Source organism: Arthrobacter pascens, from assembly GCF_030815585.1.
Classification (GTDB): Bacteria; Actinomycetota; Actinomycetes; order Actinomycetales; family Micrococcaceae; genus Arthrobacter; species Arthrobacter pascens_A.
Window position 1 is genome coordinate 21,527 of record NZ_JAUSWY010000001.1, and the last position, 25,761, is coordinate 47,287.

Below are 25,761 nucleotides of genomic sequence, written 5' to 3' on the forward strand. Positions count from 1 at the left end.
ATGACTGAAGCAAACATCGACGGCGGTTTCAGGCCGTCAGGCCAGCTGCAGCTGGGCGTGTTTTTCCAGGGCGTCAACTCGGGGACCGTATGGAAGGCCCCGGAATCAGGCTCCCAGACCGACTTCGAATCGTTCCGCCGCATCGCCCAGACGGCGGAGCGCGGGCTGTTCGCCGCTTTCTTCCTGGGCGAGGGGCTCCGGCTCCGCGAGCATCTTGGCCGGCCGCACGCCCTGGATGTGGCAGGCCGCCCCGATGCCCAGACCATGCTGGCGGCTCTCGCCTCCGTCACGTCGCACATCGGCCTGGTGGCCACCCAGAACACCACCTACAACGATCCCGCGGATCTGGCCCACCGGCTATCCACCCTGGACCTGCTCTCCGGCGGCCGCGCCGCCTGGAACGTGGTGACCACCGACAATGCGTGGACCGGCGCCAACTTCCGGCGCGGCGGCTACCTTGACCATGCCGACCGGTACATCCATGCCGAGGCTTTCGTGGAGACGGCTAAGCGTATCTGGGACGCCTGGGACGACGGCGTCATTGCCGCTTCTCCGTCGGAGGAAGCGTGGGCGAAACCCGCCTCAATCCGCCGGGCGCGGCACGAAGGCCAGCACTACTCCGTCGACTACCTGCCCAGGCTGCCCCGCAGCGCCCAGTACCGGCCGGTGCTGTTCCAGGCCGGCGATTCACCGGATGGACGGGACTTCGCCGCCCGCCAGGCGGACGTGATCTTCTCCGCACATCCGAAGTTCGACGACGCCCTCGAGTTCCGCCGCGACATCGTCGCCCGCTCGCTGAAGGCTGGCCGCGGCGCCAACGACGTGAAGATCATGCCTGCCAGCGAGTTCATCCTGGCCGCCACCCCGCAGGAAGCCCGCGAGAAGAAGGCCTGGGTGCGGAGCCTGCAGATCGGCCCGCAGCAGGCCATCGCCTACCTGGAGCAGTTCTGGGGACGCGAGCTGCAGGACTACGATCCGGACGGTCCGCTGCCGGAAATCGATCCTGTGGTGGAGGAGACGTCCGAGACCCGGGGGAGCGGCTTCCATGGCGCCAAGGCGCGGCAGCTCGCGGACCAGTGGCGGGCCGAAGCCAATGAAAAGGGGCTCAGTATCCGTCAGTTCGTCTCCTCGAAGACCAGCCGCGGGGACGCCACGTTCAACGGTTCGTACACCGAGGTGGCAGACCGGCTGGTGGAGTATGCCCGTACAGGCGCCGTGGACGGCTTCAACATCTCGCCGTGGCTGATCCCCACCGGCCTGGACGACATCGTGAACCATCTGGTCCCTGAGCTTCAGGAGCGTGGCATCTACCCCACGGAGTACGCGGGGACAACGTTGCGGGAGAATCTGGGCCTGGCCACTCCCCTGCGTCCGGCCGCCGGCGTTGCTGACAACGGCGTCGCGGTGGGCGGCCGGCATGCATGACCAGCAAGACCCAACGGCAGAGGCCGACGGCGGGGGACTGGTCCGCCTGCAGCTGACGGTCTGGGAGCAGCTGCTCTAACCCTTACGCGAACTGGCAGCTAATGACGTCAAATCATGGATTTGGGGTCATCAGCTGCCAGTTCGCGCTGTCGTGGGCGGGGATTCTTCGTGGGCGGACCTACTTCTTGGGCAGGCCAGCCGGGTTCAGCTCGGAGGTGGTGACGGCCTCCGAGGACAGGCCCCAGCGGTCAAGGATCTTGCCGTAGGTGCCGTCCTTGATGAGGTGGTTGAGGGCAGCCTGGGCCGCTGCAGCCAGACCGTTGCCCTTCTGGGTGGTGAAGGCGATATCGGCCTTCAAGGGCCAGCCGCCATTGAGCGTGCCCACCTGCTTGGTCTTGCCGTCCTGGGCAGCCTTGTACGCGGCCGAGGCGTTCGGGCCAAACGTCAGGTCCGCGCGGCCGGACTGGAGGGCAAGCTGGGAGGCAGAGTCGTCGTCGTAATACTGGAACTCAACCGGCTTCAGGCCGTTCTGTTTGTTCTCCTCGTCCCACCGCACCAGGATCGCTTCCTGGTTGGTGCCGGAACCGACAATGATGCGCTTGCCGGCGACGTCCTTGGCTTCCTTGATTTCGCCGACGGATGAGTCGTTCTTGGCGTAGAAGCCCAGCAGGTCGGTGCGGTACGTGGCGAAGTCGAACTTCTCCTTGCGCGCCTCCGTGACGGTGACGTTGGACAGGACGGCCTCGTACTTGCCGGACTCGACCCCTAGGGGCCAGTCGGCCCAGGCCACGGGAAGCACTTCGACCTGTAGCCCCAGCGTCCCGCCCACCGCGTAGGCGAGGTCCACCTCATTGCCGATGAGCGTCTTGTTGTCCGTGGCGAACAGGCTCAGCGGAGGCGTGGCGCCGGTTGTCACGACGGTGAGCTTGCCGTCGGCCTTGATGGCGTCCGGAACCAGTGCGGCGGCCGCGGAGTCTTCGGCCACCTCGACGCGGTCCTGCTCCGGGGACAGGTTGAACTGCTTGACTCCAGAGCCCGCGGCGGATTCCGACGACGGCGCCCCGGCCGCCGTTGCGCCCGGATCCGAGCATGCTGCCAGAGCCAGAACGGCGGTCACCGCGATTGCTGCACTGACGGCCGGCTTTGTCCTGAATGCTGCCATTATTTCCCCTTGGATTTCTCTGTTGTGCGGAACGGAATTTGTCTTCGTGGCAGCAACTATCCGGCAGGGCAATCAAGGGTTCAAAGGCTGCCGAAACGGGACGATACGGGGAGTAACCGCCGTTAACGGGGCGACTGCGGCGGTCATATTGGGGCTGCCCGCGTGATGTGGGGCACCCCACCGTAGCCCGCAGAAATAACCCCAGCGCCGCCGTCGTTGTCCACAGTGTGCCCGCCGCCACCCGGCCGGCCCACCACGACGCAACGCATTGAAAGGCCGGCACTGACGTGACTCTTCCCCTCTCCATTCTTGATCTGGCAACTATCGGCAAAGGCCAGACGGCGGCGGAGAGTTTCGCGGGCAGCGTGGCCATGGCGCAGCGCGCGGAGGAGCTGGGCTACCGCCGGATCTGGTATGCCGAGCACCACAACATGTCCTCCATCGCATCGTCCGCCACGAGCGTGCTGATCGCCCACGTAGCGGCCCACACGAAGAGCATCCGGCTCGGAGCGGGCGGAGTGATGCTGCCCAATCACTCACCGCTGACCATCGCCGAGCAGTTCGGCACCCTGGAAACCCTCCACCCCGGACGGATCGACCTCGGCCTGGGCCGCGCCCCCGGCAGCGACCAGAACACCATGCGGGCCCTCCGCCGGGACCCGGCGTCCGCGGACAGTTTCCCGCAGGACGTCCTGGAACTGCAGGGCTACCTCACCGGACCCACCCGGATCCAGGGCGTTGAGGCCACCCCGGGCAAGGGCACCGACGTGCCGCTCTACATCCTGGGTTCCTCCCTGTTCGGCGCCCGCCTGGCCGCCCAGCTGGGCCTGCCATACGCCTTCGCCTCGCACTTCGCCCCCAACGCCCTGCAGGACGCAGTGGCCCTCTACCGCCGCGAATTTAAACCGTCGGCGCAACTGGACGCCCCGCACGTGATCGCAGGCGTCAACGTGATTGCGGCTGATTCCGCGTCCGAAGCGCAGGAAACCTTCCAGGCCACCAAGCGTGCCCGCGTCTCACTGTTCTTCGGCGGCGGGAGGGAGTTCACCGACGACGAGGCGGACATGGTCCTGGACTCTCCGCAGGGGCAGCACGTGTCCCAGATGATGACGTACTCCGCCGTCGGCACGCCTGATGTGGTGATGGATTACCTGGACGAGTTCGGCAAACACTCCGACGCCGACGAGCTCATCGTCGCGCACCAGAGCACCGGAACCGAGGCCAGGCTGCGGTCCGTGGAGCTGCTCGCGCAGGCCGCGGGGCTCGCCCGGGTCTAGCAAAGCAGGCCGACGCCGGGCCCCTTCCCGACGTCGCGTGCCGTCCCGCCGTCGGACTTAACACGGCCGCAATAACGGTGACATTCGGGTGAAACTGCCTGCCCGGAAAATGGACAGTGCCCCCTCCGGAGTTCCGTCATGGATTTCAGGAGAGGGGCACCACCCGGTCGTCCGCCTGGAAATCCAGCGGCTGCTGTCCCGGGACGGGTTCTGCCTTTATAGGGGTGCATGGATGCCAACGCCGTTGAACCAGAGTGTGGCGGATTCCGCGCTGCTCACCAGATCGCTCCCGCTGGGCCTTCTCCGGGCGTTCGTCCAGTCAGATGCCGCCGACGACGGGCTCACGCCCACGCTCCTCACGGAGCTGAAGGTCCTGGCCCGGGTGCCCGGCCTCCTGGTGGCGTGCAACTACGGCGGGACGCTGTGCGACGCCGAAGGCATTTCCACCGAGACTCTGCCCCTTGGCAGCGCAGCGATCGCGCTGCGCGCCCTGGCTGCCCTTCCCAACACTCATGCCGCCGTAATTTCCGGGCGCTCGCTGCGTGACCTTGCAGCGGTGTCACGCCTGCCGGCGGAAGTGCACCTGATCGGATCGCACGGCGCGGAGTCGGACATGGGCTTTGCCCACGTGCAGTCCCTGGCCACCGAAGCCGCCCTCCAGAAAGTGGCCACAGCCCTTTCCGAGGCTGTGGGCTTCCAGAAGGGCATCTGGATTGAACGCAAGCCCGTGGCCGTCTCCGTACACACCCGGCCGGCCACGCCCGACGTGGTGGAGGCCGTGACCGAAACCGCGCGCGAGATCGCCCGCGCTCACGGGCTGTTCTTCATCGTGGACGGTTCCGTCCTGGACCTGTCCGTGGTGGAACCGTCCAAGGCCGAGGCCCTTGAGAACCTCCGGTCACGGCTCGGGGCCAGCGCGGCGATCTACGCCGGGGATGCATACAGCGATGAGCTGGCAATCGGAACCCTCCGCGGCCCGGACATGGGCCTGCGCGTGGGTCCGGGCGAAACAGCCGCCTCGCACCGGCTGCGGGACCCGGAATCCTTCGCCCGGGTCCTCGCCATCCTCTTCGAACTGCGCCGAGCGTGGCTCTTCGGCGAGGATGCGGTGGGCCTTGAGCGGCACTCGATGATCGGCAACGGGTCCTCCACAGCCCTGGTCACGCCCGATGCCAAGATTTGCTGGATGAGCCATCCGCTGCCGGACTCGGGGTCCCTGTTCGCCCATATCCTGGGCGGGGACGCGGCGGGGCACTTCTCCGTGGAACCGGTCAAGGCTTCCCAGGTGCTGGGCCAGCGCTACGTGGACAGCACCATGATTGTGGAAACCAGGTGGGCGGACGTGACCGTGACGGACTACCTGGAACCGGCACCGGACGGCATCACCAGCCTGGTCCGGGTGCTCTCCGGCAGCGGAGCCGCCAGGGTCATCTTTGCGCCCAGGCCGGACTACGCCAACGCCCCGTTCAGCATGGAGGCGCGCGGTGACGAACTGCACGTGGTGGGTACGTCCGATCCCATCATTCTCCTGGCTCCCGGCGTCCGCTTCGCGATCGCCTCGGACGGCCGCCATGCCACGGCCACCGCCGTCGTCAATCTGCAGGACGGACCCGTGGTACTCAACATGCGCTGCGGTGATACAGAGCCGCAGACCGCCGACCCCGGCGGCGAAACCGAACGGCGCGCCGGAGTGGCCCATCATTCCCGCCGCTGGGTGCAGGAACTGGAGCTGCCCGGGGTGAAACCGTCCCTGGTGCGTCGCTCCGCGCTGGTGCTCCGCGCCCTGGTCCATGAACCAACGGGTGCCGTGCTTGCCGCTCCCACTACGTCCCTGCCGGAAGGGATCGGCGGAACCCGGAACTGGGACTACCGGTATTGCTGGCTGCGGGACGGTTCCATGACCGTGAACGCGTTGGTGGATCTTGGATCCACGGAGGAGGCGGCCGGATTCCTCAGCTGGCTGGGCCGGATCCTGGAGCACGCGCCCGGCCCGGAATGGCTGCATCCGCTGTATTCCGTCACGGGGGCGCCGCTGTCCACCGAGGCCGTCATCGACAGCCTGCCGGGCTATGCGGGCTCCCGACCCGTCCGGATCGGGAATGCCGCGGACCACCAGGTCCAGCTGGATGTGTTCGGCCCGATTGCCGAACTGATCCACGCCGTCAGCGAACGCGAGGACGGGCTCGCCGATGCCCACTGGGAGCTGATGGTGCAGATGGCTTCGGCCGTACTGGCCCGATGGCACGAGGCAGACCATGGCATCTGGGAGGCCCGGCGGGCACCCCGCCACCACGTTTACACCAAGGTGATGTGCTGGGTGACGCTGGACCGGGCGCTGCGCACCGCCGCCCGGCACGGCAGGGAGCCGGAACCCTCCTGGGAACCTACCGCCCGCACCATCCGGGACCAGGTCCTGCGCGAAGGCTGGGACGATTCGGCTTCGTCCTACACAGTCGCCTACGACAGCCCCGACCTGGATGCGGCTGTCCTGCACATCGGGCTGTCCGGTCTCCTGGACGTCAGCGACCAGCGCTTCCTGGACACCGTCACGGCGGTGGAACGCGAACTCCGGGTGGGGCCTACCGTTTTCCGGTACAGGTACGACGACGGTCTGCCGGGCTTGGAGGGCGGCTTCCACATCTGCACCACTTGGCTGATCGAGGCGTACGTTGCGGTGGGCAGGATCGAGGAGGCCTGGGACCTGTTCGATCAGCTGGTGAACCTCTTCGGACCCACCGGCCTGCTGCCCGAAGAATATGATCCCGGCACCGAGACGCACTTGGGGAACCATCCGCAGGCGTACTCCCACCTGGGATTCATCCGCTGCGCACGGATTCTGGACGCCCACCAGCCGGGGACAAGGAAGCCCTAAGTGCCTGCGGGCTTGGGGCGGCAGGGGCTGCCGTCAGGTCAGCAGCAGGGCGACACCGATCATCGCGGGCACCGCCACCACGGTGGTGATCAGCACGGTGTCCTTGGCTACGGTGAGCCCGGTCTGGTAGCGGCTGGCGGCAACAAAGACATTCTGCGCCGTGGGGAGCGCTGAGATGACCACCACGGCGAAAAGTGCGTGGCCTTCCAGCCCCAGGGCAAAACGCGCAAAGAGGTAGGCAACGGCCGGCTGCACCACGAGTTTGAAACCGCTGGCCAGCAGCGTATCCAAGCGTCTGCCCTCTGCTGCCTGCAGGGGCCGGGTGCCGTTCAGGCTCATGCCAAAGGCGATCAGCATGGCGGGAATCGCCGCGCCGCCAATCAGGTGGATGGGCTCCATGACCAGCTCCGGGACTTGCCAGCCGGTTCCGGCCACCACCAGGCCCAGGGCAGAGCCCACAATCATGGGGTTCCTGAGGACCATCAAGACAAAGCTCAGCGGGGTGGTGCGGTGCGAACTCGTGCTGGCATCCAGGATCATCAAGAACAGCGGGCTGAAGAACGCCAGCTGGAAGATCAGCAGGGGCGCCACATAGCTGGCATCCCCCAACACATAGATCGCAATCGGAATACCCAGGTTGGCGGAGTTGACCAGCGAAGCGGCCATCGACGACATCAAGGCCTCCGGCAGCGCGCGCTTCAACCAGAATTTTGTGATGGCGAAAAAGACCGTCGCGCTGGTGATTGCCGCCACCGCCGTCACCAGCAGCGGCTCAGCGAAGACCTCCTGCAGCCGTGCCTTGCTGAGGGTTTCGAACAGTAGCGCCGGGCTGGCCACAAAGAATGTCAGGGAGCTCAGGACCTGCCGCGCGTTCTCCCCAAGGATCCGGCGACGGCCCACGAACCAGCCCACCAGGATGATGCACCACACCACAAAAAAGCCCGCGAGCACGCCTAACAAGGAATAGCTCCAAAGGCGCAGCGGCAGTGGGGGTTAGGGCACACGCTCCGGACTACAGGGCGGCGTTGTTAAGCGCGAACGGGGGGCGCATCAGACCAGGGGTGAGGCCCTCGGCGGGATCGTTGCCCAGCTGGATGATCCTGTTGTTCTGGTCCACATGGACCACCCTCGGCTGGTAGGCCCTGGCTTCCTCGGTGGTCATCTCTGCATAGGTAATCAGGATGACAACGTCGTTCTCGTGGACCCGGTGGGCAGCGGGTCCGTTGATGCCGATGACACCCGAGCCGCGCTCGCCGGCGATGGTGTAGGTCTCGAGGCGGGCGCCGTTGGTCACGTCCACGATGGCCACGAGCTCGCCGGGAAGGATGTCGGCAGCATCCAGGAGGTCCAGGTCAACCGTGACCGAACCTACATAGTGCAGGTCGGCATGCGTGACCGTGGCCCGGTGGATTTTGGACTTGAACATTGTGCGATTCATAACCCGACCAGTCTAGCGCCGGGCTCCGGATCGCGCAGTGACGCAGGAAACACAGGCTCGGGGGTCGTCATGCGGCTGCCGGTACAGGTGCGATCTTCCTATTCGGAATCCGCGGTCCTGACCACGGACTCGGCGGGCTTTGCCACGGACTCGGCGGTGATGGCCAGGGTCTCGCGGACAGCCAGGATTGCAGGTCGCTGGGCGCTGGAGCGGCGCACGGACGTGAACACAGTCCGGCGCGGATTTCCCGGCAGGTCCAGCAGCTGCGCTGTGGTGCCGCGGCCGGTCCAGACCAGGTCCGGCATCAATCCGACGGCGTTTCCGGACTCGATGAGGCGGATCTGGGCCTGCAGGTCCGCCGTTTCAAAACGGACGTCCGGTTCGAAACCTGCGCTGCGGCAGGCTTGTTCTGCCCAGTGCCGGGACGCGGCGCCCCGCGGTTCCATGACCCAGGCCAGCCCAGCCGTATCCTCGATCGAGGCGATGGGGGCGCGGCCCGGGGCGTCCGGCGGAACGGCCAGCCTGATGGCGTCGGTGGTCAGCTTTAGGCGGTCCAGTTCCGGGTAGCGAGGTGCGGCGTGGCCCGGATACTGCTCGGCAATCACCAGGTCAAAGTCACGTGCCCATGTTTCATGCAGTGCGGTCTCCGGTTCACGCTGGATCATCTCGATCCGGACCTCCGGATACGCTGTGGCCATCAGGGAGAGGGTGTCCGGCATCAAGGCCAGGGCCGCGGACTGGAACACCGCAATCTTGACAGTTCCCGTGACCGTGGTCAGCGAGGCCGCCAGATCGGCCTCCGCCTGCTCCATGGTCTCGAGCAGCTGTGCGGTGTGGGCCACCAGGACTTCTGCCTGGGGGGTCAGCTGCACCCGGCGCCCGGTCTTCCGGAGCAGTTCCACGCCCACCTCTTTTTCCAGCAGGGCCAGCTGCTGGGATACCGACGACGGGCTGTACTGGAGTGCCTCCGCCACCTCAGCCAAGGTGCCCCGGATCTTTAATTCGCGGAGCAACCTGAGCCGGCGGACATCGAGCATGAGTATTCCTTACTGAATCTAATGAATATTGGTTAGAAGTAGTCACTTTATCTAATGCAAGCGCACTTGCATACTGTTGGAGTTGAGTTATCCCCGTCACAGGCCAAGCACAGGGAGTCGAGATGGGGCCCCACCCAAGCAGGAGTTCCTGATGAGTACAACCAAAGACATGACCCAGTCGATCATGAGGCGAAAGCCAATCGACGACATTGAAGAAGAAAATAAACACAGCGGGCTGTTCAAGTCCCTGGGACTGTGGCAACTCACGGCCATCGGCGTCGGCGGCATTATCGGCGTCGGGATATTCTCCCTCGCAGGACTGGTGGCGGCCGGCAATGAAACCACGCCGGGCGTGGGGCCCGCGGTGCTGATTTCGTTCCTGGTCGCCGGCCTGGCCTCGGCGGCGGCCGCCCTGTCCTACGCGGAGTTCGCGGGAATGATTCCCCGGGCCGGTTCCGCCTACACCTACGGCTATGTCGCCTTGGGCGAAGTGATCGGCTGGTTCATCGGCTGGGACCTCCTCCTCGAATACATCGCCATTGTGGCTGTGGTGGCCATCGGTATCTCCGGCTACTTCGATGCCTTCCTTTCCGGGATCGGTATCCACATGCCTATCTGGATGTCCTCCACGCCGGATGAGGGCAAGGGCGGCATCATTAACATCCCGGCGATCGTCGTCTGCCTGGTCGTGACCTGGATTTTGTCCCGTGGTACCAAGGCCTTCGGCCGGTTCGAACTGGTAGCCGTGGCCATCAAGGTCGTCCTGATTCTCTTCATCATCGGCCTGGGCATCTTCTACATCGATACCAACAACTACAACCCGTTCATGCCCAGCGGCTTTGGCCCGGTGCTGGCGGGCTCTGCGACCGTCTTCTTCGCTGTTTTCGGTTATGACGCTATGAGTACGGCAGCTGAGGAAGCCAAGGACGGCAAGAAGCACATGCCGAAGGCCATCGTCCTGTCCCTCATCATCGCGATGCTCCTTTACGTCGCAGCCACCCTGGTTCTGACCGGTATGCAGAACTACAAGGACATCGACCCCAAGGCCGGTTTTGCCTCGGCATTCACGGGTGTGGGCCTGCCGGTGATTGCCACTATCATCTCCGTCTTCGCGGTGCTTTCCATCCTGACCGTTATGCTGACCTTCCTCCTCGGCGTCACCCGCGTCTGGTTCTCCATGAGCCGTGATGGCCTGCTCCCGGGCTGGTTCTCCAAGACCGACCGGCACGGCACTCCACAGCGCGTCACCTGGATTGCCGGCATCGCCTCTGCACTGCTGGCAGGCGTGTTCCCGATCAAGGCCGTCGCGGACCTCACCAATATCGGCATTCTGGCCGCGTTTGTCGTCGTCTGCTTCTCTGTGATCGTGTTCCGCTACAAGAGGCCCGACGCCCCGCGTACCTTCCGCCTGCCCCTCATGCCAGTTATCCCCGCCTTTGGTGTGTTGGCATCGGCATTCCTGATGTTCCAGCTGCACTGGGAGACCTGGGCCCGGTTCGGCGTCTGGCTCGTAATCGGCCTGGCGATCTACTTCTTCTATGGTCGCAAGCACTCGCTGATGAATCCCAACAGCCCGCGCCACGAGGAGTTGGAGGAGATGCATCGCCCCGTCGGCTGACCCCTTCCCGGGACGCTCTCTCACCTTTCGCAGCTTTTTCCCGGGACGCTCTCTCACTTTTGGTGCGGGAATGATGAACCCTCTCTCACATCCTGTGAGGGAGGGTTCATCTGTTGTGATGGAAGTGAGAGAGGGTTGGCCCAAAAGGTGCAGGAAGTGAGAGAGCGTTCCGTGAAATGCCGCAGGAAGTGAGAGAGGGTTGGCCCAAAAGATGCAGGAAGTGAGAGAGCGTTGGCGGATTTTCCGAACGTTCGGACGGGGGATTAAATCATCGGTTTTTCTAACCTGTATTACTTAGAAAACATCGCTTTATCTTATGTGAATCGAGGCTCATACTGATGAATGAGACCCCCTCCGCACCAAGGAAAGTACGAGTACCGCCATGACGAACATTGCAATGAAGACCGGTGTGAATGCCGGACCGGCCAGCTCCACCCGGCGATCAGATGTGCCTCAGGCCCAGGCTCTCGCGGCGGACACCATCGCGCTGGTTCGCCACTGGTTGACCGAGGCTGCGAAGGTTCCGGTGGACGCCTCTGCAGAACAGCTTGCAGGCGTCCTCAAGGACCCCAACGGCCTGGACTTCACGGTGGGCTTTGTGGACGGCGTAGTCCGCCCTGACGACATTCACGTGGCTGCCCGCAACCTGGCGGCCTTGGCCCCCAAGGTTCCCGCGTTCCTTCCGTGGTACATGCGCAGTGCGGTCCGCGTCGGCGGCAGCATGGCACCCGTACTCCCGCAAGTTGTTATCCCCATCGCCCGCCGCGTGCTCCGCGAAATGGTGGGCCACCTCATCGTGGACGCCACCGACGCCAAGCTGGGTCCCGCCATCGCCAAGATCCGCAAGGAAGGCATCAAGCTCAACGTGAACCTCCTCGGCGAAGCCGTGCTGGGTGAGCACGAGGCCTCCCGCCGGCTCGAAGGAACCCACACACTGTTGTCCCGTCCGGACGTGGACTACGTCTCCATCAAGGTCTCCTCCACCGTGGCCCCGCACTCGCCCTGGGCCTTCGATGAGGCCGTGGCACACGTCGTGGAAAAGCTCACCCCACTGTTTGCCAAAGCCGCGTCCTACGCCGGCGGCGGACAGAAGGCCAAGTTCATTAACCTGGACATGGAGGAATACAAGGACCTGGACATGACCATCGCGGTCTTCACCCGGATCCTGGACAAGCCCGAGTTCAAGGACCTCGAGGCCGGAATCGTGCTGCAGGCCTACCTTCCGGACGCGCTCTCCGCCATGATCCGCCTCCAGGAGTGGGCCGCTGCCCGTCGCGCCGATGGCGGCGCCGCCATCAAGGTGCGTGTGGTCAAGGGCGCCAACCTGCCCATGGAACAGGTTGAGGCCTCCGTGCACGGCTGGCCGCTGGCTACCTGCAGCAGCAAGCAGGACTCGGATACCAACTACAAGCGCGTCATCAACTACTCGCTGCACCCGGAGCGGATCCGCAACATCCGGATCGGCGTGGCCGGCCACAACCTTTTTGACATCGCTTTTGCCTGGCTGCTGGCCAAGCAGCGGGGCGTCGAATCCGGCATCGAGTTCGAAATGCTCCTTGGTATGGCGCAGGGCCAGGCTGAAGCTGTGAAGAAGGACGTCGGCTCGCTGCTGCTGTACACCCCGGTGGTGCACCCGGCAGAGTTCGACGTCGCCATCGCCTACCTGATCCGCCGTCTCGAAGAGGGCGCCAGCCAGGACAACTTCATGTCCGCAGTCTTTGAGCTGAGTGAGAACGAAGTCCTGTTCGAGCGCGAAAAGCAGCGTTTCGTCGCCTCCCTCGAAAAGCTCGACGGCGCCGTGCCGCCGGCCAGCCGCCAGCAGAACCGCAGCCTCCCGGCTGAGCCGATGCCGCGTGAGGGCTTCGAGAACACCCCGGACACCGACCCGTCCCTGCCCGCCAACCGCGACTGGGGCCGGGCCATCCTGGAGCGCGTCCCGTCCTCAACCTTGGGCAACGCCTCCGTCGAAGCAGCCACCATCACCGACGCCGACACCCTCAACGCCGTGATCGATACAGCCGTGGAAAAGGGCAAGGCCTGGGCGGCGCTCTCCGGCGACGAGCGCGCGCAGATCCTGCACCGCGCCGGCGACTTCCTGGAGGCCCGGCGCGCCGACCTCCTGGAGGTCATGGCCAGCGAAACAGGCAAGACCCTCGACCAGGGCGATCCCGAGGTCAGCGAAGCCGTGGACTTTGCCCACTACTACGCCGAGTCGGCCCGCAAACTGGAAAAGGTCGACGGCGCCACGTTTGTTCCAGCCAGGCTCACTTTGGTGACCCCGCCCTGGAACTTCCCGGTAGCGATCCCCGCAGGGTCGGCCCTGGCGGCGCTGGCCGCCGGCTCCGCCGTCGTCATCAAGCCTGCCAAGCAGGCCCGCCGCAGCGGTGCCGTGATGGTCGAGGCACTGTGGGAAGCCGGCGTACCGCGTGACGTGCTCACCATGGTGCAACTGGGTGAGCGGGAACTTGGCCAGCAGCTGATCTCCCACCCGGCTGTGGACCGCGTGATCCTTACCGGCGGCTACGAGACCGCCGAGCTGTTCCGTTCCTTCCGCAAGGACCTCCCGCTCCTGGCCGAGACCAGCGGCAAGAACGCCATCATCGTTACTCCGAGCGCCGACTTTGACCTCGCGGCCAAGGATGCTGCGTACTCCGCGTTCGGCCACGCCGGCCAGAAGTGCTCGGCAGCCTCACTGGTGATCCTGGTGGGCTCGGTCGCAACGTCCAAGCGGTTCCACAACCAGCTGCTCGACGCCGTGACCTCCCTGAAGGTGGGCTACCCCCAGGACCCCACCAGCCAGATGGGACCGATCATCGAGCCGGCAAACGGCAAGCTGCTCAACGCCCTCACCACGCTGGATGAAGGCGAGAGCTGGGCCGTTGAGCCCAAGAAGCTGGACGAGACCGGCCGCCTGTGGAGCCCGGGTGTCAAGTACGGCGTCCAGCGGGGGTCCTACTTCCACCGGACCGAATTCTTCGGACCGGTGCTGGGCATCATGACCGCTGACACACTGGAGGAGGCCATCGCCATCCAGAACCAGATCGAGTACGGCCTCACGGCAGGCCTGCACTCGCTGAACTCGGACGAAATGGCTACCTGGTTGGACACTATCCAGGCCGGAAACCTCTACGTGAACCGGGGCATCACCGGGGCCATCGTGCAGCGCCAGCCGTTCGGCGGCTGGAAGAAGTCGGCCATAGGGGCCGGCACCAAGGCGGGCGGCCCCAACTACCTGGCTGGCCTGGGTGATTGGGTGAGCAAGGAGAGCCTTGCGGGCTCAGCCGTCACCAACCCCGGCGTCCGCCGGATCGCTGACGCAGCCAGGACTGCCCTGGAGCCGGCCGAGCTGGAGTGGCTGCAGCGTTCGCTGGCATCCGACGCCCACGCCTGGGCGGACGAGTTCGGCACCGCCAAGGACGTCTCCGGCCTAAGCGCGGAGCGGAACATCTTCCGCTACCGTTCCGTGCCAGTGACCATCCGCCTCTCTGAGGGTGCGCCGCTGGCGCACCTGGCGCGGACTGTGGCCGCAGGCGTGGTGGCGGGATCGGACATCACGGTCTCCACCGCCGTCGAACTTCCCGCCCAGCTGCGTGCGGTGTTCACCGGGCTGGACATCAATGCGAAGGTGGAGTCCGACGCCGGCTGGCTGGCTTCAGCTGCGCACCTCGCCGCCGCAGGACAGCTGTCCGGTGCGCGGATCCGGCTGATCGGCGGGAACGCCACGGCTTTGGCTGAGGCCACGGACGGGCGCCCCGACATAGCCGTTTACGCCCACGAGGTCACCGAGGCAGGGCGCGTGGAACTGCTGCCGTTCCTGCACGAGCAGGCCGTCAGCATCACCGCACACCGCTTCGGCACGCCGAACCACCTCTCGGACGCGCTCATCTAGGCGCTGTTGGGAATGCGAAGGCAGGGCGGCCACCATTTGGTGACCGCCCGGCCTTCGCTGTATTTGTTGGTTCGTAACTTGTTGGCTCGCGCCGGTGCGCGGCGGCTAGAGACCTGCGGAAATCAGCCCAAGTACCAGCCGGGAGGTGCCCAGGACATCGGAACGCTATGGGCGGAAAAATCTTCGCAGCGGGTGCAGGTGTAGGCAACCTCACCAAGGGTTCTTACCACCCCGTCACCCCGGAAGACGGGCGGGACATAGGACTCAAGGTAGATGAATTCGTCGGTGCCGCACTTTTCGCAGGTGGGCTTGCCGACGTATTCGGACTCCACATACTTGGCGACGCTGGCGCCGAGATTGGAATGGTGCGTCGTGGTCAGCGGGTGCGCGTTGTTCAGTGGGCGTGCACCGTGAGCTGTGCGTAATTGGGTGTTCCTGGCTGTCGTCATTGGCTGCCTATCCCGAGCACGACTGCCCATGGGCTGCAGGGCGTGCTCGTGTTGTTTGAACTGGCCCTCTGCTTGACCCATGAAAAACCAGCATAGATTATGCAGGCTTCTTCTTCAATGGTTTTGGCGCCTTGTCCGCAGTGCCCGGAAGGCCGCAGTGCTCAGGCGGATTTCTTCAGCGTCCTGCCCACAATGGCCTGAGTCAGGGCATCAATCACCTCGGCGTTGGCCAGCGGGTTGCGAATGAGGGTGAAATCGACGTCGCCGACCGGCGGCAGGTCGAAGCGGCGCGTGATGATTTTGAGGTCCTCCGGGACCAGAGACGACGGCATGACGGCCACGCCGATGCCCGCACGGACCGCTGCCAGCACGCCGCTGATCTGCCGGGTGGTGCAGGTGATCCGCCAGGTCCGGCCGTGGGATTCCAGGGCATCGATGGCCAGCTTCCGGCTGAGGCTGGGGGAGGGGTAGGCGATCAGCGGCACAGGATTGCCGGGCTCCAGCGAGGTCTGCTCCAGGCCCACCCAGGAGAAGGAATCGTGCTGGACCACGGTGCCGTCCTTGGCGCCGGCCACCCACTTTACAAACACGAGGTCAAGCTGGCCCGCGTTGAGTTTCTTGTAGAGCTGGTCGCTTTGGCCCACCGTCAGCTCAAGGTTGATCTGCGGGTAGATCTGCCGGAATTCACGCAGGATCCGGGGCAGGCCCGTGATGGCAAGGTCATCGGCCGTGCCGAAGCGCAGCCGGCCGCGCATCGCGGAGCCGGAGAAATAGCGCGAGGCGGCATCGTGGGCCGAGAGGATGGTGCGGGCGAACCCTGCCATGGCATCGCCGTTGTCCGTGAGCCGCACATCGCGGGTGTCCCTGGTGATCAGGACCCGCTTCGCGGCAGCTTCCAGTTTGCGCACGTGCTGGCTGATGGTTGGCTGCGCCAGGCCAAGCCGCTCGGCTGCTTTGGTGAAGCTGAGCGTCTCGGCCACAGCAAGGAAGGAGCGGAGCTGGGTAGGTTCAAACATGAGGAACTCCATCGGCTGTGGCGGCTCCCGGAATGGGAGGCATTGCGTTTCGCAATGCGACTTATAGACACAATACGCTTACATAATCACCCTGGCCCGGCCTAGCGTTAAGGGCATCCCAGCCCGCCCGCTTCCTTGAGGACACCCCTGTGGCACCCCCACCGCCGTCGTCGGCAACCGTCAGCCAGCCCGTCATCGATTCCGCCTCCCCCGAAACCCAGCCCATCGCCGTCGTCAGTGAGCACCTGCCGTGGAGGCACACGTTCATCTCACTGAAGGTGCCCAACTTCCGCATCTTCGCGATCGGGCACTTCGTGGCCGTGATCGCCGTCTGGATGCAGCGCATCGCCCAGGACTGGATGGTCCTGGAACTGTCCGGCTCTGTCACTGCAGTGGGCATCACGGTGGCGCTGCAGTTCATGCCGTCGCTCTTCCTGGGTCCGTGGGGCGGCATGATGGCGGACAGGTTCGCCAAGCGGAAGATCCTGATCCTGTGCCAGTGTATGGCCGGCATCCTCGCGGCTGCGCTCGCCACCCTGAGCCTCACCGGCGTGGTGGAGGTCTGGCACGTCTACGTCATCGCGCTGGTGCTGGGCCTGGTCACCGTGCTGGACCAGCCCGCGCGGCAGGTGTTCGTCAATGAGCTGGTGGGTCCCAAGTACCTCCGCAATGCCATCAGCGTCAACTCCACCACGTTCCAACTGGGCGGGCTGATCGGCCCTGCACTGGCGGGACTTCTGCTCACCGCCGTCGGAGCCGGCTGGGCCTTCGCCGCGAACGCCCTGGCATGCTGTTCCACGGTCACCATGCTGCTGCTCCTGCGGAAGGACCAGCTGATTGTGAGTACGCCCGCGCCCAAACGCAAGGGCATGCTGCGCGAAGGCCTGCGGTACGCGCTCAGCAAACCCACCATCTACTGGCCGTGGCTGATGGCCGGCTTCATCGCTGTCTTTGCCATGAGCCTTCCGGTCCTGCTGGCCGCTTTTGCGGACCGCGTGTTCGACGTCGGGGCCGGCGGCTACGGCCTGCTCAACGCCCTGGTGGCCTTGGGTGCCCTGGCCGGTGCCGTCGCTTCCACCCGGCGGCGCCAGCTGCGGCTACGCTCCGTGGTGTTCTGCGCCGGGATGTACGGAGTCATGCTGTGCCTGGCGGCGCTGGCGCCGTCCATGCTGTGGTTCGGCGCGGTGATGGTGCTGTCCGGGTTCTGGTGCCTGATGTTCCTCACGGGTTCCAACCAGCTGGTCCAGATCAGCTCCAACATGGGGATCCGCGGACGCGTCATGAGCCTATACATCATGGTGCTCATCGGCGGGCAAGCCATCGGCGGTCCCATGCTCGGCTGGATCGCCGAACATGCGGATCCGCACGTGGCCCTGCTGGTGTCCGGCGGGGTGCCGGCGCTGGCCGCCTTGGCTGTCGCCGTCGTGCTTGCCCGCAAAGGTGCCCTGCTGCTCAAAGTGGATCTGAAGGACCGCCGCCTGCTGCGGATCGTCACCCGGCCCACCGCGGCCTAAACCGGCAGGTGCGGGTACTCCGCCCCACGCTGCTGGAACTCCAGCACATCCTTGTTGAGGACCACGCCGTCGCGGATTTCAATGGCCCGGGAAATGGTCTCATTCCCGTCCCACGCTTCCGGGCCGCCGACGACCGTTTCCAGGAACGGCAGCAGTGCCTGGCTGATCTCCCAGCTGGAGGAATTCCAGAGGTAGGACGGGCTGTGGTCCACCGCGTAGTAGCTGATGTGGTCGCCGACCGTAAACATGGGCTCGGCAAATGTGGTGGAACGGGCCCAGCTGAAGCCCATACCCTCGTCGCAGGAAACGTCAACGATCAGGCTTCCGGGAGTGAAGGCTTTGAGGTCTTCGGTCCGCAGGTACGTCAGCGGATTGTTGGGGTCCTGCAGGGTGCAGTTGACCACAATGTCGCTTTCGGCCAGGAACGGTGCCAGCGGAACCCTGCCTCGCTCGGTGATGACCTGGCTCAAAAAGGGGGCCTCGGCGTCGTGATCAAACTGCACGATGTTGACCGAATGGATCGGGGCGCCCACGGCGGCAACTCCCCGGTTGGTCAGTACCTGGACATCATGGATGCCGTGCGCGTTCAGGGCCGTGACCGCGCCGCGGGCAGTGGCGCCGAACCCGATGACCACGGCGCTGAGGCGGCGTCCGTAGTCTCCGGTGGAGCCGGTGAGCGCCAGGGCGTGCAGGACCGAGCAGTAACCGGCCAGCTCATTGTTCTTGTGGAACACGTGCAGGCCGAAGCCGCCGTCGCTGGCCCAGTGGTTCATGCCCTCGAAGGCAATCAGCGTGAGCTTCTTGTCGATGGCCAGCTGGGTAATGGCGCGGTCCTGGACGCAGTGCGGCCAGCCCCAGAGGACCTGGCCGTCCCGCAGTTCAGCCAGGTCTGCCGGTTGCGGTTTGGGCAGGAGCACGACGTCGGCCTCCGCCACGAGTGTTTCCCGGCTAACGATTCTGCCCACCAGGGTGGAGAGGTGGTCATCCGAGACGCCGAAGCGCTCACCGTAGCCCTGCTCCAGGATGATGCTCCGGCGCAGTTCGGGGGCGATGCGCTCAAAATGCCGGGGATGGATGGGCAGGCGGCGTTCGTCCGGCTTGCGCGTGGAAGCCAGGACGCCCAGGGTCAGCTGGTTCTGTTGGCCACTCACTTCTTTTTGGCGGCCTTGCTGGACGTAATGTCCAGGGAGCTTGCCGGAGCTGCAGCCGCCCTTTTGTCTGCGCGCTTTTCCTTGATGGACTTGCCGGCTTTTTTGGATGCTGCTTGACGCGGGGACTTGTCAGCCATGATTGCTCCTATAGCGGAACCGGGAGGTTCCTGACTTCTGACGATACACGGCGCCACCTAACGCCTTGACTAGATCGCGGCGGCGCGGCGGTTGTTGTGCCGGCACGTTCCCGGTGTGAAAATGACGCTCTGGGCTCTGCGCTGGGCATGCTGTCCGGGGCGAGGGAAAGCAGCTACCGGAAACAGGAGGAGGCCCGGCTGGCTGCCCACAAGAAGGCCGTGGAGCGGCAGGCAAGGCAGGGCAGGAACACCTGGGAAGGTGGACCCCGAGGGGCGTGGATTGTCGCGAGAATTGGGAGCGGCTGACGGGAATCGAACCCGCGTATCAAGCTTGGGAAGCTAGCGCTCTACCATTGAGCTACAGCCGCAAGGCCCCCATTTGCCCGGGGCAGAACTTAGCTTAGCGCAGATGCACGGCCATCTTGTCAATGGTGCCCAGGGTGCGGACCGTGTCCGTCCGCGCATGGCCGGAGGGGCAGCGTCATCCAGTAACTCTTCAATAACGTCCCGGCCTGTGGCTAGGTCGGGGCGGAATCCTCTGGCTAGTCTGAACCGGATAGCTGCGGTGTCAGGGGGGTGAGGCGGGCTACAACGGCAGGCCCCACGTCAACCAAAGGATTCCCATGGCAATTGCAGAGCACGAGGTCCTCATCCGTCGTGACGCCATGGCCGTGTACACCTTCCTGATCGACGGATTGAACCTGCCGCAGTGGCGCGACGGTATCCGCAGCATCAGCCTGGCGGCAGGCGCTGCCGGCACCAAGGGAGCCGTGTACCAGCAGACCCTGACCGGCAGGTCGGGACGGCCCATCGCTGCCGACTTCGAGATAACGCAAGCCCGGCCAGGCGCAGAGATACAGTTTCAGGTGGTCGCCGGCCCGGCCCGGCCCGCAGGCGGGTACTATCTCAGCACAGAGCCGGACGGGACGCGTGTGAGGTTCGCCCTCGAATTCCAGCCCAAAGGCCTGCTGGGGCTCATGAACACCATGGTCCAGCGGAACATGAAGGATGACGTGGCCCAGCTGGAACGGCTCAAGGATGTCCTGGAGCTCCAGCCAGCCACCTAGAGTTATTGCGCGAGCCGCTGGCCCGACCAGTTTCCGGCGATGTTCGACGGCGCCGCCAGGCCTCCAGTGCTCAGATCCCAGTACTGCACCACGTCGTTGGCCCGGCGCAGGGCCACTCCGGTGGAATTCAGCCCGGTGACATCCTTCAGCGGCCGGATTCCCGTGACATCCTGCCAACCGGTGGCGACGGTGGGCCGGGCTTCGGCGCGGGGAGCAACAACCCCGGCGCCGCGGTACAGCTGGACCGCCCCGGTGCCCTGCACTGCCAGGAGGTCCTGGAAACCGTCGGCGTCGTAATCCACCATGGACAGCCTGTTCGCGGAAACGCCGCTGACCATGAGGCTGCGCACAGACAAATCGGCCAGGCCCTTGTTCGGATACAGATAGGCGTTTCCTGCGGTGTCCAGTGCAACGATTTGGGGTAGCCGGTTGTTGGCGCACCAGCCGCCTACGGCCAGCGTCAGGCCGGCCCAGCCGCCTTGGCCCAAAGTCACTGCAGCGCCGAAGCCTCCGCCGGCAAAGCCGGGATGAAGGGTCAGCCGGCCGTCGTTCCACTGTGCGAGCAGATCATACGTGCCGTTGCGTTCCCAGTCGGTGACGAACACTTCCTTCGCGCCGCTGAAGAAGGAGTTGATGACCCTGGCCGGGCCGTAGGTCCTGTTCCCGGTGGAGGGGCGGTTGATGACCTGGCCTCCGGCGTCGACCGAGACGAGGTCTGCGGCGCTGGTGATTGCCCCGGCACTCAGGTCGAGCGTGGGAGGCATGTGCCTTACGGGGGCGTCGCAGACGCTGGGCGTGGGTGGCGGCAACCCGGGAGTTCCGCCGGGGGAGGTGGTGGTTCCGGCCGGAAGGGTGTTGTAGCCAAAGAAGTTCACCAGTCCCCACAGCGTGTACCGGTTGGGCGTGGTTTGCCACTTGCCGTCCGTGTACGTGATTCCGATGCCCATCACGTTGAAGCGCGGGTCGATCAGCATTGCATTGTGGCCCGGGGAGGTCTTCCACCACTCCACGAGCTGAGCGGCATCACGGTCCCAGCGGACGGCGATTACTTCTCCGGCGCCGTTGGTGGGGTTCATCGCACGGGGGTCGGTCCAGAAACTGGAGCGATGCTCGATTACCTCGCGGGAGGCAATGTTTTTGGTCCACTCCTGCGCCATTCCCGCCACGGTGGCGTGGTACTTCACCGGCGCCAGGCCCCTGGACGCCCGGTATTCGTTGATCTTGTTGAAGACCGTGAGGATGGCCGCTGCGTTGCTGTCCGACAGGAGGGCTTCCGGAGCCGGAGCCGGGGTGGACTCTGTCCAGGGTGCTGCTGGTGGCGTGGGCTGGGCCAGCTCGGCATCCGGCGCCCAGAGCGGCGGAACAGAAGCGGGCTCAGGTGGGGTGGTGCTGTCTGCAGACGCCGTGGTTGGCGCAGGACCAGCTAGCGCCTGGGTGGCAGGCGTGGCATCGGCGCTGGAGACCGCGGGCGATGACCCGGCGGGGGAAGCCGGACGTATTTCCGGTTCAACGGCGGGGGCGAGCCGGAACCCGGTGCCGGTGTCCGCGGGGGCTGCCCCGCCGTCGTCGTCCGTTGTTGACGAGGGGCCCAGGGCTACAGCGCGGGGACCCGCGGCGCTCGCGGACTGGCTGGCGTGCTGGAAGGCGGCAGGAGCCGCATAGATGCCCGCAGCCGGGGACGCGAGGGCAAGCGCACAGAACATGGCAACAACGACGCGCGGCGCAGCTTTTCTCACAACTATCCCCAGCTCCCCAGCTAAGTTGGGCCAGCCGGGCGACCATCCGGCGGCTGTCATTCTGAGGCAACAGTAGCCCTGCTGAGCGGCGGCAACAATGGATACTGTATTTTGGGAGGCGTGCTGATCTCTGACCGCGATATTCGTGCCGAAATAGACTCCCAACGGATTGTCCTCGAACCGTACGATTCCGCGATGGTGCAGCCGTCCTCGGTGGACGTGCGGATCGACCGGTTCTTCCGGCTGTTCGACAACCACAAGTACGCGCACATCGACCCGGCCGAAGAGCAGCCCGATCTGACGCGCCTGGTGGAGGTGGAGACCGGAGAGCCCTTCATCCTGCACCCCGGCGAGTTTGTGCTTGGATCCACGTATGAGACCGTCACACTGCCGGACGACATCGCCGCGCGCCTTGAAGGTAAGTCCTCGCTGGGCCGCCTGGGGCTGCTGACGCACTCGACGGCGGGGTTCATCGATCCCGGTTTCTCGGGCCACGTGACGCTGGAGCTGTCCAACATGGCCACTCTGCCCATCAAACTGTGGCCTGGCATGAAAATTGGCCAGCTGTGCTTCTTCCGGCTGACCTCTGCCGCGGAGCACCCCTACGGCTCAGGCCAGTACGGCAACCGCTACCAGGGCCAGCGCGGGCCGACAGCCAGCCGCAGCCACCTGAACTTCCACCGTACCGAGGTTTAGCCGGTCCCCCTGAGTTTTGGGATCCCGGCGCACGCGGGGCGTCTCAGCGCCGGGACGTTACTCCTCGCCGCACGAAGCTACGCCTGCGCGGGCGCCGGGGCGGGCCGCGTGACCGCCTGGAGCAGCGGCTCCACGTAGCGCGCGGCCAGCGGACCCAGGATGGCCATGAGGAGGACGTAGGCAGTGGCCAGGGCCGCCAGCTCGTCCGGGACCACGCCGGACGCGACAGCCAGGCCCGCAATGACGATCGAAAATTCACCGCGGGCTATGAGCGCAGCGCCGGCCCGAAAGCGGCCGCGGCGGGCGATCCCCACACGCTTGGCCGCCCAGATGCCGGTGAGCATCTTCGTGGCCGCGGTGATGACGGCGAGCACCAGCGCCCAGCCGAGTACGGGAGGGATAGAGGACGGGTCCGTGTTGAGCCCGAACGCCACAAAAAAGAGGGCCGCAAAGAGGTCCCTCAGCGGCTCCAGGATCCGGGTGGCGCTATGGGCAGTGGCCCCCGAAATGGCGATGCCGAGCATAAACGCCCCCACCGCCGCCGAGACCTGCATGGCCGAGGCGACTCCCGCAACCAGCAGTGCCAAACCCAGCAGGTTCAGGAGGAACACCTCGGAGTTTTCGCTGTGGACCGCCTGTGACACCCGGTGGCCATGCCGGAGCGCCACCATCAGGACCACGCTGACCACCGCCAGGGAAATTCCCACCGTGGTCAGCCCGCCCAGGAAGCTCACGCCCGCCAAGGTAGCCGTGAGAATGGGCAGGTACACGGCCATGGCCAGGTCCTCGAAGACCAGGATGGACAGCACCACTGGTGTTTCGCGGTTACCGATCCGGCCCAGGTCCGTAATGACCTTCGCGGCGATGCCGGAGGAGGAAATGTACGTGACGCCGCCCATGACCATGGCCCCCACGGCGCCCCAGCCCAGCCAGACGGCAAGGGCGGCTCCGGGCAGGAAATTCAGCACCAGGTCGAGCACACCGGCCTGCCAGGACCTCCGCAGGCCGGTGAACAATTCCGCCGCCGTATATTCCAACCCGAGCATAAGCAGCAGCAGGATCACGCCGATCTCGCCAGAGAGGTGTGCGAATTCCTGCATGCCTTCAAGCTTGACCACCCCACCTGCGCCGAAGGCGAGGCCGCCCACGAGGTACAGCGGGATGGGGGACATTCCGATCCGTCCGGCCAGCCTGGCCAGGAGGCCGAGGCAGAACACAACGGCCCCCAGTTCAATGAGGGTCAGGGCCAACGGGTCCATAACGCTCAGCCGTTGCGCAGGATATCGGCCGCTGAGTCCAGGCCTTCTTGCGTACCGACCGCGACGAGCAGGTCACCCGGGTGAAGGACGACGTCGGGCCCCGGCGACGGGACCACCTCGCCTTCGCGCATGATCGCCACAATCGAGACCCCGCACCTGGTGCGGATGCACGCCTTTCCCATCGGCTGGTTCTGGAACGGGGAGTCCGGGGCGATGGAAAACTGCCGGGTCACGATGCCCGGAATTTCCTTGTGTTCTTCCGTCAGCTTCATGGCCAGGTGTTGCCCGCCCAGGAGGTTGCCCAGGGCGGCTGCCTCATCCCCGGTGAGGGGAATCGAGGCCTGACAGGTATCGGGATCGTCCCAGGTGGAAACGAAGAGTTCCGTCTGGCCTTCCCGCAGCTCCACGACGCCGATGCGGCGGCCGGAAGCCGTCATGAAATCCTTCCGCCGGCCAAGGCCGGGGAGGTCCGTCTCGTCCACGTTCATAGTTCCAGCCTAGTCCGCAGGGCGCGGTTTTAGGTGGCGGGGACCACGGCGATCGAGGTCTTGTCCGGCGCCTTTACTGGGAGCAGGACCAGGAGGCCGGCGAGCAGCACCACCATAATGCCCAGGATTCCCCATCGCTGGGCCTCGCCAGGGGCAACCAAGGGCGTGGCCAGTGCAATGCAGAGGGTGAACAGTGCTGGTGCCAGGAAACTGACCGCCCGGCCGGTGGTGGCGTACAGGCCAAAGAGCTCACCGGACTCGCCATGCGGCGCCAGCCGTGCAAGGTAGGCCCGCGAGGAGGACTGGGCGGGCCCCACAAACAGGCACAGGAACAGCCCGAACACCCAGAACGTAGTGCTGCCGGCCCACGGCATCCCGAAGAAAACGTAATTGCCGTTGCCGAGGACCAGGATGACGGTGCCGGCAATGAGCAGCCCCACCAGCGAGCCGATGATTACACTCTTGGGCCCTATCCGGTCGTCCAGGAATCCGCCGATCATGGCCCCCACAGCGGCCACCACATTGCCGAAGATAGCGAAGAAAATGACCTGCGACAGCTCAAACCCGAACGTCCCGGCGGCGATAATCCCGCCGAACGTAAACACTGCGGCCAGGCCGTCGCGGAAGACGGCGCTGGCCAGCAGGAAGTAGATGGTGTGCGGACTGGTGGCGTAGATGGCCTTGATCCGGCGTACCAGCAGGCCGTAGGAGGCCAGAAACCCCAGCGGCCTGGCCTGCCCGGGCCGCGGAAGTTCGGGGACGGCAAACAGGACGGGCAGGGCGAAAATGAAGAACCAGAGGGCGGAGAACACGGCCACCAAACGGATGTTGAGGCTGTTCTCGGTGGACGCGCCGAACCAGTCGAAGCTGGGCTGCACAAAGAGCTGCAGGACAATGAGCAGCGCCACGATGCCGCCCAGGTAGCCCATGCCCCAGCCGAACCCGCTGACTTTGCCGATGTTCTTCGGGGTGGAGATCTGGGCGAGCATGGCGTTGTAGTTGACGCCCGCGAACTCGAAGAACACATTGCCCAGCGCAATAAGCGAGACACCCAGCAGCAGGAATTCCGGCCGCGGGAAAACAAAGAAGCACGTGGCGGTCAAGACCGCGACGGCGGCAGTGTTGACCCCCAGCCACAGCTTGCGGCGCCCTCCGGTGTCCGAACGCTGCCCGGTGACGGGAGCCAGCAGGGCGATGGCGACTCCTGCGACGGCGAGGGCGCCGCCCAGCACGGCAGAGGCCTGGTCCTCGCCGCCGAAGGCGTTTGAGGTCAGGTAAACCGTGAAAACGAAGGTGGTCATGACCGCGTTGAAGGCCGCCGAGCCCCAGTCCCAGGATGCCCACGCGAGCACCCGGCCCTTGCTGGTGGCCTGGTTCCCGGCTTCGAGTTCCGACGGCGGTTGCATTGCCTCAGGAGCGCTGGCGGTGTTCATAGGCTGAATGCTATCCGCCTGTGGCGAACATCAAGCGGAGGATATCCCGGACACCCGGGAATCCCGCCGTCGGGCGGTCACGGCGAGGCAAAAGTGT

At 65.4% G+C, this 25,761-nt stretch carries 20 protein-coding genes and 1 tRNA gene; 8 read left to right on the top strand and 13 right to left on the bottom strand.

What is annotated here, in order from left to right:
• The gene (locus QFZ30_RS00080) at positions 1–1,425 is read left to right on the top strand and encodes an NtaA/DmoA family FMN-dependent monooxygenase (RefSeq protein WP_307072306.1); all 1,425 of its coding nucleotides are present in this window, start codon (positions 1–3) and stop codon (positions 1,423–1,425) included.
• A gap of 178 nt (positions 1,426–1,603) precedes the next feature.
• Here the strand turns inward: QFZ30_RS00080 and QFZ30_RS00085 are convergent, their stop codons facing one another.
• Entirely contained in the window at positions 1,604–2,587 is a 984-nt protein-coding gene (locus QFZ30_RS00085; protein ID WP_307072308.1) for an ABC transporter substrate-binding protein, read from the bottom strand.
• Positions 2,588–2,874: 287 nt separating this feature from the next.
• Here QFZ30_RS00085 and QFZ30_RS00090 point away from each other — a divergent pair, with 287 nt between their 5' ends.
• On the top strand, positions 2,875–3,864 hold the full coding sequence (locus tag QFZ30_RS00090; protein ID WP_307072310.1) for an LLM class flavin-dependent oxidoreductase: 990 nt from the start codon (positions 2,875–2,877) through the stop codon (positions 3,862–3,864).
• Positions 3,865–4,096: 232 nt separating this feature from the next.
• A complete protein-coding gene (locus QFZ30_RS00095) occupies positions 4,097–6,736 on the top strand; it encodes a trehalase-like domain-containing protein (RefSeq protein WP_307072312.1) in 2,640 nt (879 codons plus the stop codon).
• Positions 6,737–6,769: 33 nt separating this feature from the next.
• On the opposite strand, the gene QFZ30_RS00100 is transcribed toward QFZ30_RS00095, so the two are convergent.
• From QFZ30_RS00100 to QFZ30_RS00110, 3 genes are all read right to left on the bottom strand, one after another.
• Positions 6,770–7,696, bottom strand: a complete 927-nt coding sequence (locus QFZ30_RS00100; RefSeq protein WP_307072314.1) for an AEC family transporter — start codon at positions 7,694–7,696, stop codon at positions 6,770–6,772.
• 52 nt (positions 7,697–7,748) lie between these two features.
• Positions 7,749–8,174, bottom strand: a complete 426-nt coding sequence (gene panD / locus QFZ30_RS00105) for an aspartate 1-decarboxylase (protein WP_307072316.1) — start codon at positions 8,172–8,174, stop codon at positions 7,749–7,751.
• A gap of 98 nt (positions 8,175–8,272) precedes the next feature.
• Positions 8,273–9,211 (bottom strand): LysR family transcriptional regulator, encoded by a 939-nt coding sequence (locus QFZ30_RS00110; protein ID WP_307072318.1) that lies wholly within the window; start codon positions 9,209–9,211, stop codon positions 8,273–8,275.
• A gap of 169 nt (positions 9,212–9,380) precedes the next feature.
• Here QFZ30_RS00110 and QFZ30_RS00115 point away from each other — a divergent pair, with 169 nt between their 5' ends.
• Positions 9,381–10,829: an amino acid permease gene (locus QFZ30_RS00115; protein ID WP_307079945.1), complete on the top strand. Its 1,449-nt coding sequence runs from the start codon at positions 9,381–9,383 to the stop codon at positions 10,827–10,829.
• Between the two features lie 382 nt (positions 10,830–11,211).
• A complete protein-coding gene (locus QFZ30_RS00120) occupies positions 11,212–14,718 on the top strand; it encodes a bifunctional proline dehydrogenase/L-glutamate gamma-semialdehyde dehydrogenase (RefSeq protein WP_307072320.1) in 3,507 nt (1,168 codons plus the stop codon).
• 122 nt (positions 14,719–14,840) lie between these two features.
• Here the strand turns inward: QFZ30_RS00120 and QFZ30_RS00125 are convergent, their stop codons facing one another.
• Both QFZ30_RS00125 and QFZ30_RS00130 read right to left on the bottom strand, forming a co-directional pair.
• Positions 14,841–15,167 carry a hypothetical protein gene (locus QFZ30_RS00125; protein ID WP_307072322.1) on the bottom strand — a complete coding sequence of 109 codons (327 nt, stop codon included), beginning with the start codon at positions 15,165–15,167 and terminating at the stop codon, positions 14,841–14,843.
• Between the two features lie 161 nt (positions 15,168–15,328).
• Positions 15,329–16,183, bottom strand: coding sequence for a LysR family transcriptional regulator (locus QFZ30_RS00130; protein ID WP_307072324.1), 855 nt, complete (start codon positions 16,181–16,183; stop codon positions 15,329–15,331).
• Between the two features lie 149 nt (positions 16,184–16,332).
• Between QFZ30_RS00130 and QFZ30_RS00135 the strand changes: the two genes are divergently transcribed.
• Entirely contained in the window at positions 16,333–17,697 is a 1,365-nt protein-coding gene (locus QFZ30_RS00135) for an MFS transporter (RefSeq protein ID WP_307072326.1), read from the top strand.
• Here QFZ30_RS00135 and QFZ30_RS00140 read toward each other — a convergent pair.
• The 3 genes from QFZ30_RS00140 to QFZ30_RS00150 form a co-directional block, all read right to left on the bottom strand.
• Positions 17,694–18,848, bottom strand: a complete 1,155-nt coding sequence (locus tag QFZ30_RS00140; RefSeq protein ID WP_307072327.1) for a N(5)-(carboxyethyl)ornithine synthase — start codon at positions 18,846–18,848, stop codon at positions 17,694–17,696. The genes QFZ30_RS00135 and QFZ30_RS00140 overlap by 4 nt on opposite strands.
• Complete coding sequence (locus QFZ30_RS00145; RefSeq protein WP_165478350.1) at positions 18,845–18,985, bottom strand: hypothetical protein; 141 nt, start codon at positions 18,983–18,985, stop codon at positions 18,845–18,847. The genes QFZ30_RS00140 and QFZ30_RS00145 overlap by 4 nt, the downstream gene beginning before the upstream one ends.
• A gap of 297 nt (positions 18,986–19,282) precedes the next feature.
• A tRNA-Gly gene (locus tag QFZ30_RS00150) sits at positions 19,283–19,353 on the bottom strand.
• 255 nt (positions 19,354–19,608) lie between these two features.
• Between QFZ30_RS00150 and QFZ30_RS00155 the strand changes: the two genes are divergently transcribed.
• Positions 19,609–20,052 carry an SRPBCC family protein gene (locus QFZ30_RS00155; protein ID WP_307072328.1) on the top strand — a complete coding sequence of 148 codons (444 nt, stop codon included), beginning with the start codon at positions 19,609–19,611 and terminating at the stop codon, positions 20,050–20,052.
• 2 nt (positions 20,053–20,054) lie between these two features.
• Here QFZ30_RS00155 and QFZ30_RS00160 read toward each other — a convergent pair whose 3' ends face one another.
• Complete coding sequence (locus QFZ30_RS00160; protein ID WP_307072330.1) at positions 20,055–21,788, bottom strand: CAP domain-containing protein; 1,734 nt, start codon at positions 21,786–21,788, stop codon at positions 20,055–20,057.
• Positions 21,789–21,908: 120 nt separating this feature from the next.
• Here QFZ30_RS00160 and dcd point away from each other — a divergent pair, with 120 nt between their 5' ends.
• On the top strand, positions 21,909–22,484 hold the full coding sequence (dcd, locus tag QFZ30_RS00165) for a dCTP deaminase (protein WP_307072332.1): 576 nt from the start codon (positions 21,909–21,911) through the stop codon (positions 22,482–22,484).
• A 77-nt stretch (positions 22,485–22,561) separates the two neighbouring features.
• On the opposite strand, the gene QFZ30_RS00170 is transcribed toward dcd, so the two are convergent.
• Genes QFZ30_RS00170 through QFZ30_RS00180 form a run of 3 tightly spaced genes read right to left on the bottom strand, consistent with a single transcriptional unit; the run spans position 22,562 to position 25,664 of the window.
• Positions 22,562–23,743, bottom strand: coding sequence for a cation:proton antiporter (locus QFZ30_RS00170; protein ID WP_307072334.1), 1,182 nt, complete (start codon positions 23,741–23,743; stop codon positions 22,562–22,564).
• Positions 23,744–23,748: 5 nt separating this feature from the next.
• Positions 23,749–24,231, bottom strand: a complete 483-nt coding sequence (locus QFZ30_RS00175) for a cation:proton antiporter regulatory subunit (RefSeq protein WP_307072336.1) — start codon at positions 24,229–24,231, stop codon at positions 23,749–23,751.
• A gap of 29 nt (positions 24,232–24,260) precedes the next feature.
• Entirely contained in the window at positions 24,261–25,664 is a 1,404-nt protein-coding gene (locus QFZ30_RS00180; protein WP_307072338.1) for an MFS transporter, read from the bottom strand.
• Positions 25,665–25,761: the final 97 nt, after the last annotated feature.